Origin of the sequence: Methylocystis sp. (genome assembly GCF_046349115.1) — a bacterium.
Taxonomy (GTDB): Bacteria; Pseudomonadota; Alphaproteobacteria; order Rhizobiales; family Beijerinckiaceae; genus Methylocystis.
Genome location: NZ_JAXMCX010000001.1, coordinates 527,783 through 539,913 on the forward strand (window position 1 = coordinate 527,783; position 12,131 = coordinate 539,913).

General features: G+C 65.6%; 9 protein-coding genes. 5 read left to right on the forward strand and 4 right to left on the reverse strand.

Annotated features, from left to right (window positions below; all coding sequences use genetic code 11):
• The first annotated feature begins 214 nt into the window (after positions 1-214).
• Genes U1E20_RS02440 through U1E20_RS02450 form a run of 3 tightly spaced genes read left to right on the forward strand, consistent with a single transcriptional unit; the run spans position 215 to position 5,853 of the window.
• Entirely contained in the window at positions 215-1,348 is a 1,134-nt protein-coding gene (locus U1E20_RS02440; RefSeq protein WP_409978995.1) for an efflux RND transporter periplasmic adaptor subunit, read from the forward strand.
• Positions 1,349-1,357: 9 nt separating this feature from the next.
• Positions 1,358-4,504 (forward strand): efflux RND transporter permease subunit, encoded by a 3,147-nt coding sequence (locus U1E20_RS02445; RefSeq protein ID WP_409978996.1) that lies wholly within the window; start codon positions 1,358-1,360, stop codon positions 4,502-4,504.
• On the forward strand, positions 4,501-5,853 hold the full coding sequence (locus U1E20_RS02450) for a TolC family protein (protein WP_409978997.1): 1,353 nt from the start codon (positions 4,501-4,503) through the stop codon (positions 5,851-5,853). Before U1E20_RS02445 ends, U1E20_RS02450 begins: the two co-directional genes overlap by 4 nt.
• Before the next feature lie 24 nt (positions 5,854-5,877).
• Here U1E20_RS02450 and U1E20_RS02455 read toward each other — a convergent pair whose 3' ends face one another.
• Positions 5,878-6,756, reverse strand: a complete 879-nt coding sequence (locus tag U1E20_RS02455; protein ID WP_409978998.1) for an alpha/beta fold hydrolase — start codon at positions 6,754-6,756, stop codon at positions 5,878-5,880.
• Between the two features lie 175 nt (positions 6,757-6,931).
• On the opposite strand from U1E20_RS02455, the gene U1E20_RS02460 reads away from it, so the two are divergent.
• A complete protein-coding gene (locus U1E20_RS02460) occupies positions 6,932-7,897 on the forward strand; it encodes an acetyl-CoA carboxylase carboxyltransferase subunit alpha (protein WP_409978999.1) in 966 nt (321 codons plus the stop codon).
• A 158-nt stretch (positions 7,898-8,055) separates the two neighbouring features.
• Positions 8,056-9,297 carry a L,D-transpeptidase family protein gene (locus U1E20_RS02465; protein ID WP_409979000.1) on the forward strand — a complete coding sequence of 414 codons (1,242 nt, stop codon included), beginning with the start codon at positions 8,056-8,058 and terminating at the stop codon, positions 9,295-9,297.
• A 251-nt stretch (positions 9,298-9,548) separates the two neighbouring features.
• Here the strand turns inward: U1E20_RS02465 and U1E20_RS02470 are convergent, their stop codons facing one another.
• From U1E20_RS02470 to U1E20_RS02480, 3 genes are read right to left on the reverse strand one after another with little or no spacing between them, the layout of a single operon-like run.
• Entirely contained in the window at positions 9,549-10,961 is a 1,413-nt protein-coding gene (locus U1E20_RS02470) for a cobyrinate a,c-diamide synthase (RefSeq protein ID WP_409979001.1), read from the reverse strand.
• On the reverse strand, positions 10,958-11,722 hold the full coding sequence (gene cobM / locus U1E20_RS02475) for a precorrin-4 C(11)-methyltransferase (protein WP_409979002.1): 765 nt from the start codon (positions 11,720-11,722) through the stop codon (positions 10,958-10,960). Before cobM ends, U1E20_RS02470 begins: the two co-directional genes overlap by 4 nt.
• Entirely contained in the window at positions 11,719-12,123 is a 405-nt protein-coding gene (locus U1E20_RS02480) for a cobalamin biosynthesis protein (protein ID WP_409979003.1), read from the reverse strand. Before U1E20_RS02480 ends, cobM begins: the two co-directional genes overlap by 4 nt.
• Positions 12,124-12,131: the final 8 nt, after the last annotated feature.

A 12,131-nucleotide genomic window follows, 5' to 3' on the forward strand; every position in this document is an offset into this window, starting at 1 on the left:
ATCTCCGCCAAACGACCGAATTGCCTTGAGCGGCTTGCAGCGTCCGGGCAAAATCAACGCCGTTGCGACGCCGGCAAATCAATTTGGCGTCCGCCGCGCGCGCGTGAGCTTCGGCCTGCGCTGCTTCGCCTTTGGAACGACGCCGAGGGCTTCGATGGCGCAAACGCGCTGACGGCCTGCAAAGCTAGGGTTCAAAATCACTCACATGCGGCGAATGCTTGCTCGTTTTCTTCAACTTCTCGCTTTTGGCGGCCTTCTGAGCTTCAGCGCCGGCGCCGCACAAGGCGCGCCTTCCGAGAATCAGAATAATCCCCAGCCGATCCTGGTGAAGATCACCGAGGACCAGATGCGCGTCGCCGGCGTCGAGACTCAGCCCGTCGAGACGGAGTCGGGGATGGGGGAGCTTGTCGTGCCCGGCGTCGTCGCCGTGCCGCCGCAGCAGTTGCGCATCGTGGCGACGCCCGCCGCCGGCCTCGTCGAGACCTTGCTGGTCGCGGTCGACGAGGATGTGAAACAGGGCGCGCCGATCGCCACCTTGAAGTCGTCCGAACTCGTCGAGGCGCAGCGCGCCTTTCTGCACGCCGTTTCCGACGCCAATCTCGCTGCGGAGAAGCTGCGGCGCGACGAGCAGTTGTTCAAGGAACACATCATCGCTGAGCGCCGGTTGATCGTGACGCGCGCCGAGGCGACGCAGGCGCGTTCGGCATTGGAGGAGCGGCGGCAAATTCTCGCGCTCGCCGGGATGACCGATCAAGAAATCGAGACGCTTCAGCGCGACCGGAAACTTGCGAGCGCGCTCGTCGTGCGCGCGCCGATCTCCGGCACCATCCTGCAGCGACATGGAACGACCGGCGAGCGCGTGCAGGCCTCGGCGCCGCTCGTCACCATCGCGCGACTCGATCCGATCTGGGTCAATTTGCAAGTGCCGCTGGGCCGCGCCGCCGCGCTGGATAATGTCGATCGCGTGCATTTGCCATCGGCGGGGCTCGACGGCAGGCTCATTCGCATCGGCCGCACGGTCGATGCGGCGACGCAGTCGGTCACAGCCGTGGCGGAGTTTCGAACCGGGCGCAGCTCGCTGCGTCCGGGCCAGGCGGTGCAGGCGATCATGCGCATTACCGGCGGCGGCGAGAAGCAGTGGCGCGTTTCCGCCGATGCGCTGGTGAACTTCAAAAACCACAACTGGGTGTTTGTACGCACCGCCGAAGGCTTTGTCGCGACGCCGGTGACTCTGCTTTCCGAAACGCCGCAATACGCCTCGGTCCAGGGCGCGCTCAAAGCCGGCGCCCGCGTGGCGACGCGCGGCCTGCTGACCTTGCTGGCTGAACTGGCCGAAGCCGAAAGGTGACGACGCGCTATGCTTGAACGGCTGATCCGCGCCGCGCTTCAACAGCGGTTGCTCGTCTTTCTCGGCGCGCTCGGTCTCGCCGCCTGGGGCGCGGTCAGCTATTTTAAATTGCCGATCGACGCCTTTCCGGATGTCGCGCCGGTGCAGGTGCTGGTCGCGATGCGCGCGCCGGGCCTCACGCCCGAGGAACTGGAGACGCGCGTCACCGTGCCGATCGAGGTAGCGGCGAAAGGCATACCCAATCTGGTTCGGATGCGGTCGACGACGCGTTACTCGGTGACGCTCATCACCTTCGAATTTTCGGAAGGCACGGACATCTATTGGGCGCGTGCGCAGGTCAATGAGCGTCTGAACCAGGCGCAAAGCCAGTTGCCGGACGGCGTCTCCGGCGGTCTCGCGCCGATCGTCACGCCGCTTGGCGAGATGCTGATGTTCACCATTGTCGGCGGCGATCTCACGCCGACCGAGCAGCGCTCGCTGCTCGATTGGACAATACGTCCCGCCCTCCGCGGTCTACCGGGCGTCGCCGACGTCAATGTAATGGGCGGTTTCGTGCGCACCTTCGAAGTCGCGCCGTCGCCTGCCGCCATGGCGTCTCGCGGCGTCACCGTGGAGATGCTGCAATCGGCGCTCTCCAACAACAATAAGAATGATGGCGCCGGTCGCGTGCGCGACGGCGAGGAGGCGCTGCTGGTGCGCGCCGAAGGCCGCCTGCGCTCACTCGAAGATATCCGCTCGGTCGTCATCGCCGCGCGGGACACCGGCATCGTGCGCGTCGGCGACGTCGCTGAAGTGCGCAATGGCGCGCTGCCGCGCAATGGCGTCGTGGTGCGCAATGGCGAGGGCGAGGCGGTGTGGGGGCTCGTTCTCGGCCTGCGCGGCGCCGACGCGCGCATGGTGGTTAATGGCGTTAAGGCGCGGCTTGCCGAAATCGAGCCGACCCTGCCGAACGGCGCCAAGATCGAAATCTTCTACGATCGCAGCGAACTGATCGGCAAGGCGGTCTGGACCGTGCAGAAAGTGCTGATCGAGGCGATCGTTCTCGTCGTCCTACTGCTCGCCTTGTTTCTCGGCAATCTTCGGGCGGCGCTTGTCGTGTCGCTCATTCTGCCGCTCGCCGCGCTGTCGACATTCGGCATCATGCGGTGGTGGGGCCTCTCGGCCAACATTATGTCGCTCGGCGGCCTGGCGATCGCCATCGGACTTCTGGTCGATTGCGCCGTCGTCGTCGTCGAGAACGTCGAACATCGCATGGCGCATGCGCATGACGCCAGCCTCTCCGACCGCATTTTCATGACGTTCGAGGCGACGCGGGAGGTCGCCGTGCCGCTCACGTCGGGCGTCATCATCATCGTCACCGTGTTTCTGCCGCTGCTCTCCCTTGAAGGTTTGGAAGGGCGCCTGTTCGCGCCGGTGGCGCTGACCATCGCCTTCGCGCTCGGATCGGCGCTGGTGCTGTCGCTGACCGTCGTGCCGGCGCTGAGCGCGACATTGTTGAAGCCGGGTCACGCCGACGAGCCCTGGCTGGTGCGCAAGATCGCAGCGGTTTACGAGCCGCTGCTCAGGCGTTCGCTCGATCGGCCGGCGATCGTGGGCGCCGCGGCTCTCATTGGCCTTGTCATCGCGGTCACGGCTTATGCCCGCCTCGGGCAGACCTTCATGCCGGTGATGAACGAAGGCACGCCGGTCATCACGGTTCGCAAACATCCCACGATCAGCGTCAATATGGCGGCCGAAACCGACATGCGCATTCAACGCGAGATCATGGAGCGCGTGCCGGAAGTCAAGGGCATGATGGCGCGCGCCGGCGCCGACGAACTCGGCATCGATCCCGTCGGCCTTAACGACACGGACAATTTCCTCACCCTCGCGCCGCAAAGCGAATGGCGCGGGAAGGACATCGACTGGCTGATGGGCGAGGTTCGCGCCGTGCTGGACGGCATGCCGGGAATTTCCTACGCCTTTTCGCAGCCGATCGACATGCGCGTGCAGGAAATGATCATCGGCGCGCGCGGCGACGTTGTCGTCAAGATTTTCGGCGACGACATCGACGAACTGAATCGCCTCACCCGCGAGGTCGCGGCGACGCTGCGCAAGATCAAGGGCGCGCGAGACGTGTTCGGCCTGCAGAACGACGGCATGCGCTATCTGACGGCGCGCGTCGATCGGCTCGCGGCCGGGCGCTTTGGACTGAACGCCGGCGAAATTCAGGATGCGCTGCGCGTCTGGGTCGACGGTCAGCCGGTCGGCATCGTGCTGGAAGGACCGATCCGCACGCCGCTCGTCATCCGCGGCTCGGAGACGTCGCGCCGCTCGTCCGTCGACTTCGCCCGGCTGCCGATGGTGTCCTCCGAAGGCAAGGTGGTCGAATTGTCGCAGCTTGCCGACGTGCGCGTCGAAAACGGGCCGATCCAGGTGGTTCGCGAGGACGGGCGTCGCTTCGCCACCGTCCTCGCCAATGTCACGGGACGCGATCTTGTCGGCTTCGTCGACGAAGCCAAGAAGGCCGTCGCCAAGAACGTCAAGACGCCGCCGGGCTATCGCTATCAATGGGGCGGCCAGTTTGAAAACCAGCAGCGCGCCTCGGCGCGACTGGCGATCGTCGTGCCGATCGCGATGGCGCTGATCTTTCTGTTGCTTTACGTGACGTTCAATTCGGTGCTGCAGGCGACGCTGGTGTTCTGCAACGTGCCCTTCGCGGCGATCGGCGGCATATTGGGCCTGTGGCTCTCGGGAGAATTCATCTCGGTGCCGTCGTCGGTCGGCTTTATCGCGCTGGTCGGAATCGCGGTGCTCAATGGCGTCGTGCTCATCTCTTACATCAACAAGCTCGTCGCCGAAGGCACGCGCAGCACGCGGGAAGCGGTGTTGGAAGGCGCGCGCCGGCGCATGCGGCCGGTCCTGCTCACCGCCACCATCGCCGCCTTCGGCCTGATTCCTTTCCTTTTCGCGCATGGGCCGGGCGCCGAAATCCAGCGTCCGCTCGCCGTCGTCGTCATCGGCGGGCTCATATCCGCCACAGTTTTGACCCTAATTCTGCTGCCAATTCTCTACGATCGAACAGCTAATCTCGGCATGGTGTTCCGCCAGAAGTTCAGCGCGCGCGCGATGCGACGCGCCACGGCGACAGGCAGGCGAGAGGACGTTCGCGCATGAGGCCGAGCGCGGTTCTTGCTGCATTCTCCCTGTTCGCTTTCGCTTTGCCGCTTGAGACGGACGTGAGGGCGCAAGAGCAGGAGGAGCCGGCGGAGACGCAGATCAAAGCGTCAGTCAGGCCGTCGCCCAAGAAGAGCCGTGCGCGGCGGGCGTCGGCCAAGCCGCAGCGCGGCGGGGCGCTGGCGCAGCATCTCGATCTGGCCGTCGCCATCGACGCGCCAAGCCGTTCGCTCGAAGCGCAGTTTCGCGCCACTTCGGCGCGCTACGCGACAGCCAATTCGATTACGCCCGGCTCGCCATATTTCGGCGGCCTGCAGCGCAACAATGTTTCCAGCAACGTCACCGGCAATATGCGTAATTACAACGAAACCGAGTTTGAAGTCGGCATGCCGCTGTGGCTGCCCGGACAGCGCGACGCCTTCGAGGCGACCGTCACGACCGGCCTTCACGAAGTGGACGAGCGTCTGGCGCTTCGCCGGCTGGAAGTCGCTGGCGCTTTGCGCGACGCGTGGTGGAGCGCGCAGCGGGCGGATCGCGAAGCCGCCGTCGCGCGCAATCGCGTCGCCACCGCGCGAGATATCGGCGCGGACATGACTCGCCGCGTCGAGCTTGGCGATGCCTCGCAGACCGATGCGCTGCTTGCAAAGAACGAGACTCTCGCCGCCGAAACCGAGCTTGCGCAAGCCGAGGGCGCGGTGAAAGTGGCGCGCGTCAACTATATGGCGCTGACTGGCGGCGCGCCGCCTGATGGCAGCCTCGAATCGGTGCGTCCCGCGATCAATATTGAAGAACATCCGGCGCTGCGCGCGCCGCGCGCCGTGCTGGTGCGCGCCGAGGCGCAGGCGCGGCTCGTCGACGCGACGCCGATCGACAGTCCGGAAATCGGCGTGTTCGGGCGGCGCGAATATAATGATCAATATTCGACCGACATCTCTCAGCCGCTCACCAATCAGCGGACGGATTCGACGACGGTCGGCGTCCGCTTGAGGATTCCGCTCCCCACCGCCGGCCGCAACGAGCCGAGAATCGCCGCGGCGCACGCCGAGATGGATCGCGCGCTCGCCGAATATGAGCGCGCGAAGCGGATCGTTGTCGCGGAGATAAAGGCGGCGCGCGACAATCTGGCGGCGGCGCAGCGCGCGGCGAAACTCGCCGACAGCCGACTTGGCGTCGCCAATGATCAGTTCGAACTGTCGCTCAAGGCGTTCAAGCTCGGCGAATTGAGCGCCTTCGATCTCTATCGCGTGCGTCAGCTTCAACTCGATGCGCAGCGCATGCAGGCCAGCGCGGCGATCAATGTCGGCGCCGCGATTTCGAGGCTCAATCAGGCCCAGGGCTGCGCCCCGTAAGGCGATCGCCCCGCGCGGCGACGATCACGGACATTTGCGCAGGAATTCGGCGATGCGCGAAATCGTTGGTTCGTCGAGCAGCAGCGGCGCGTGCCCCTGGCCTTCGACTAAAACTTGCTCCAGTCGCGGCGCGCGCCGCGCCATTTCGTCGAAGACCTCGGGCGAGAGAATATCCGAATTCGCGCCGCGGATCGCGAGAATCGGAACGCCCGCGAGCGCGGCGAAGTCGTCCCAATGTTCTTCCGGCGTAACGTCGGGCTTGACCGAGTCGAGCGTATGCGACAATTCCGGATCATAGCGCAGCTGAACCTTGCCGTCCTTTTCGATGAAGGTGAGACGCGCATAAGAGTCCCATTCCTGCGGCGAGACGCCGGAGAAATCGACGCCCGCGGTCATTCGCATCAAGGCGATCGCCTCGCGCATTGAAGGGATCGGCGGCAGTCTGCCGACATAGCGCTTGATGCGCAGCAGGCCGGCATGTTCGATTTTCGGTCCGATGTCGTTGAGCGCGGCGGCGCGAACGACGCCCGGCCGCCGCGCCGCGATGCGCATCGTATGCAGTCCGCCGCGCGACGTGCCGATAAATACCGCCTGCGCGACGCCGGCGTCGGCAAGCTGCGCCGCAATGTCTTTTTGCTCGACATCGAAATCGTAGCGGCGCCAGTCCGGGTCCCAGTCGGACAGGCCGCGCCCACGGTAGTCGAGCGCCACGACGCGCCGGCCGTCACCCTGCAGCTTCCGGGCGACTCGATCGAAATCGTCGGCCGAGCGGGCAAGCCCCGGCAGACAGACGACCGGCAGCAGTCCTGCGTTCCCCGCCGGCGCGGCATAGTCGAGCGCGTGCAGGCGCAGCCCGTCGGCGACGTGAATGAAGCGGCTTATCGGCTCTTGCGCAGACGCCATGGAGCAACCATTCCTCAAGGGCGGGGGGCCGCCCGTTCGGCCGCCACAATTACCTTTAGAGGCGCGCGCCGCAACTGCGCCGCGCGCGCTTTCGCTTCCTTGACTTAAGGGCCGGTTGCGGCGAGTTTGCGCGCGCCGGCAAGGGGTCTCTCTTTCAAGGAAACACGTCCTCTCGATGCGCTCCTATCTCGATTTTGAAAAGCCGGTCGCGGAACTCGAAACCAAGGTCGACGAGCTTCGCGCGCTGGCCGAAAACGGCGAGGCCGTGTCGATCGGCGAGGAACTTGGCAAGCTCCAGGCGAAAGCCGCCAAGGCGCTCGCCGATCTCTATGCCGGCCTCACCCCCTGGCAAAAGATTCAGGTCGCGCGGCATCCGCAGCGGCCGCATTTTTCCGATTATGTTCAGCAGCTCGTTCACGAGTTCACCCCGCTCGCGGGCGATCGACTGTTCGGCGAGGACGCGGCGATCGTCGGCGGCTTCGGGCGCTTCAGGGGCGAGCCGATCTGCATCATCGGCCAGGAGAAGGGGTCGGATACGGCGAGCCGGCTGCGTCACAATTTCGGGATGGCGCGGCCGGAGGGCTATCGCAAGGCCGTCCGTCTGATGGAGCTTGCCGACCGTTTTGGACTGCCGGTGGTGTCGCTGGTCGACACGGCCGGAGCCTTTCCCGGCATCGACGCCGAAGAGCGCGGCCAGGCCGAGGCGATCGCCCGCTCGACCGACGTGTCGCTGGCGCTCGGCGTGCCCAATGTCGCGGTGGTGGTGGGGGAGGGCGGCTCCGGCGGCGCGATCGCGATCGCCGCCGCCAATAAGGTGCTGATGCTCGAACATTCGGTCTACACCGTGGCCTCGCCCGAGGCTTCGGCCTCGATCCTGTGGCGCGACTCGGCCAAGGCTCAGGAGGCCGCGACGAGCATGAAGATCACCGCTCAGGACCTCTTGAAATTCGGCATCATCGACTTGATCGTGACCGAGCCGCCAGGCGGCGCGCATCGCGATCCCGAGGCGGCGATCGGCGCTGTGGGCGAGGCGCTCGCCAGGGAGTTGGCGGATCTGGCGAATTTTTCGCGCGAGCAGCTGAAACAGGCCCGCGCCGAGAAGTTTATGGGCATTGGCCGGAAACTCGAAGAGAAGCGTTAAGGTAAATCCCGAAAGATTCGTCTCAATCGGCCCTTACGCGCCGGATTCCGGATGATTCGGACACGCTCTCGTCCCAATGTTGGTCTTTCGTGGCCCACGCTTGGCGGCTTCGCTTTCGAGGCCGACGCGGCGGCGCCCGCGCCGTCGGAGGGAACAACATGAAGATTGCATGCACAGCGCCGGCTCTGGGGCTTGCCGTTTTGGCCGCCTTTGCGCTTTCGGCCTGCGAGCAGAGCGGTCTCGCGCATCGTTCGCAGGCGCCGATCCCCTATCAGACCGTCGCCCTCATGGAGCAGGTCGGCACGACGAAGGAAGCGCCGATGCTGATCCGCGCCTATAAGAAGGAGGCGGAGCTCGAAATCTGGAAGATGCGGTCGGACGGCCGCTATGTCCATCTCAAGACTTTTCCGATGTGCCGCTGGTCGGGCCAGCTCGGTCCCAAGCGCCAGCAGGGCGATCGGCAGGTGCCCGAGGGCTTTTATTCAATCGGCCCAGCGCAGATGAATCCGAATTCGAGCTATTATCTGTCGTTCAATGTCGGCTATCCGAATGCGCTCGACCGCGCCCTGGGGCACACGGGCGGCGACATCATGGTGCATGGCGCCTGTTCGTCTGCCGGCTGTTTTTCGATGACCGACAATCAGATCGCCGAAATCTACGCTATCGCCCGCACCTCGCTCGCCGGCGGTCAGCGCTCGATCCAGATGCAATCCTTCCCCTTCAGGATGACGGCGGAGAATCTCGCCAAGCATCGTCTCGATCCCAACATCGATTTTTGGAAGCAGCTCAAGGAAGGCTCCGACCATTTCGAAGTGACCCTGCAGGAGCCGCAGGTCGCCTTCTGCAACCGGCGTTATGTGTTCAACGCGGAAGGCGCCGCGCATCTCGATCCCAACGCCGCCTGTCCGCCATTGAACCAGAATCCGGAAGTCGCTCAGGCGGTGGCCGAGAAGCGCGCGCAGGACGACGCGAAAGTCGCCGAACTGGCGCAAAGCGGCGTCAGGCCGGTGCGGGTCGTCTACCAGGATGGCGGACAGCATCCGAGCTTCGCGTCGCGCTTTTCCGAGGTCAGCCGGCCGGAGACGATCGTTGCGCCAAGCGAAATCGCCATCGACGACAAGCCAAGCCGAGGCGCTGGGCAAGCGACGGCCAAGCCTGCCGCTGCTTCGCCGGTCTTCAACGCGGCCGCCGTGAAGGAGGCCGACGACGGCGGGCGGCGCGTGCGCGTCGTGGCCCTGGCGCATAGCGACCGCCATGACATGTCGGCTCTCGCCGCTTCAGACCCGATCCCGACCAATAGCGTGAAGAAGCCGATAGGTCCGCGCAGGGCCGCGTCGGCGGACGACGTTCCAATTCCGCCGGCTTCGATCGGCGTTAGGAGATCGGCCAGCGTTCATTAGCCGGCAAATGCCCTGATATGCTCAATCCTTCGAGCGAACTAAAGCCGCGCCCTGACGCGGCTTTCTTTTCTCATGGACCGTCGTGAAGCCGACCTGACGCTGCGGCTTCGCCATTCGCCAAAATTCTGTCTTGACTCTTGTGCGCCGCAGCAATATAACAGTGCGACGCAGCGAGAGTTGTCTCGCTTCGTAGCCCTCCTTGGGCGTTTCCTCCCTTGACTTGGGCCGCTGGTTCGTCCGGCGGCCCTTTTTTATGCCATCAGGTGGAAAAAGGAGCCGGAAACGCCCTGGCGCGCCAGTCCCGCAGGGCGCTCGTCCGCGCTATAGGCGTCGTTCGCGAGCGCGAAGGGCGCGCCCTCTTCGCGCTGCACGCTCGCATAATGGAACTCATGACCGCGCAGAATAAGACCGGCGGCGCCGAGCGGATGGTCCGCCGCCAATTTGGCCCGGCGATAGCCGAGATGGAGCTTGCGTCTGGCGAAGCTCGTTTCCAGCTCCAGCAATCCCGCCATTTCATGCGCTGCGCCGGCGGCGTCGATCAGCGCGCGGCCGAGAACCATATAGCCGCCGCACTCGCCGTGAACCCACCGCTGGTTAGCGAAACGTCGTAACCCTTTCATGAAGCCTTGCGCCGCCGATAGTCGTCCGGCGTGCAGCTCCGGATAGCCGCCCGGCAGCCAGCAGAGATCACAATCTTCCGGCGGCGCCTCATCGGCGAGCGGCGAGAAGAAGACGAGTTCGGCGCCGGCGTCACGCCAGCTCTGCGCGAGATGCGGATAGAAAAAGGAAAAGGCGTCGTCGCGCGCAATGGCGATCCGCTGGGCGGGGGGCGGAATTGCCGCGTCGCTTGTCATTCCCGACGCCCGCGAAGCGGGCGATCGGGAATCCAGAGCTGCGACAGGCGCCGCAAGCGTCATGCTGGATTCCCGGTCGCTTCGCTTTCGCGAAGCGTCGGGAATGACATCGCCGGTTGCGGCGACAGTCACGTGAGCGACAATCGCCTCGACATCCACATGCGCCTCGATGAAATCGGCGAGCGCATCGAGGCGCTCATCGAGGGCCGGCGTTTCGCCGGCCTGCACCAGGCCGAGATGGCGTTCGGGCAGTACAATCTTCTCGTCACGCGGCAAGGCGCCGTGCACCTTTATGCCCAGCGCCTCGATCGTCTCGCCGGCAAGTCTGCGATGACGCTCCGAGCCGACGCGATTCAACACGACGCCGGCGATGTTCACGCGCGCGTCATGCGTGGCGAGTCCGCGCACGACCGCCGCCGCGGTCTGCGCCTGACCGGAAACGTCGTGAACGAGAATGACCGGCCAGCCGAGCATGGCCGCGATGTCGGCGCTGGCGCCGACGCCCGCCGCGCCGCCCGGCGCGCCGTCGAAGAGGCCCATGGCGCCTTCTGCGATGATGGTATCCGCGTCTTCGCTCGCGCGCGCGGCAAGGCGCGCGATCAGATCGGCGTCCATCGCCCATGAGTCGAGATTGACGCCGGCGCGGCCGGTCGCCGCCGCGTGAAACGCTAGATCGATATAGTCAGGCCCGCATTTGACCGGCGCGACACGCAGACCGCGCCGCGCCAGCGCCCGCATCAACCCGAGCGTCAGCGTGGTCTTGCCCGATGAGGAGCGCGCCGCGCCGATCAGCAGGCCGGGCGGGTTCATGTGTCGCCTCTTGGGCGAAAGCGCCGGTCATAGCCGGCGTCGTAAAGCGCGCTTTCGCGAAAATCCTCGCTCGCCAGTGCCGGCCCGACGAGGATGAGCGCGGTGCGCTCCATCGGAGTCTCGGCCGCGCGCGCTTCGATGTCGGCGAGCGTTCCGCGAACGATGCGCTCGTCTGGCCATGAGGCGCGATAGACGAGAGCGACGGGGCAGTCGCTGCCGTAAAACGGCGTCAGCTCTTCCACCACATTCGCGAGAACGTGAATCGAAAGATGGATGGCGAGCGTCGCGCCCGATTGCGCGAAGGTCGCAAGCTTTTCGCGCTCGGGCATCGACGAGGCGCGGCCCGAGGTGCGGGTCAGCACCAGCGATTGCGCGACTTCCGGCAAAGTGAGTTCGCGTTTTAAGGCCGCGCTCGCCGCCGCGAAGGCGGGCACGCCCGGCGTCATCGTGTAAGGGATTGCAAGCGCGTCGAGGCGGCGCATCTGTTCGCCGACCGCGCTCCAGATCGACAGATCGCCGGAATGCAGCCGCGCCACATCGAATCCGGCCTCATGCGCCTTTTTCATTTCAGCGACGATGTCGTCGAGCGACAGCGGCGCCGTATCGACGATGCGCGCGCCTTGCGGACAATGCGCCAGCACGCCAGCGGGCACCAGCGAGCCGGCATAAAGGCAGACCGGACATTGCGCGATGAGATCGCGTCCGCGCAGGGTGAGGAGATCGGCGGCGCCCGGGCCGGCGCCGATGAAATGCACGGTCATGAATTGTCCTCGTCGGCGCGTTTTGCCAGCGCGCAGGCCGCGACCGGCGTCGTGACGCGCGGCGCCACGAGGCGGCTGTTCGCGCCGGCGCCGACCAGCGCCGCGGCTTCGGCGACGCTGCCGACGCCGAACAGCGCCTGCACGCGCGGCGAATGAGTCGCCGCCGGCGCCTTGCGGGCGCGCAAAGCCGCGAGCGGCAGAAAGACAAGCTCGACGTTAAGTTGGCGCGCGGCCTCGTGCAGCCCGGATTCTTGGGCCTTGCTTTCCAGCGCGCAGAGACTCGCGTCGCGTAGATCGACATTGTGCGTCTGTGCGACGCGACGCACGAGCTCGACAACTTCCTGCGCCGCGACGCCGCGCCTCGCGCCTAGGCCGAAGGCGTATGTCGGCGCCTCGGTCATCGGCGCGC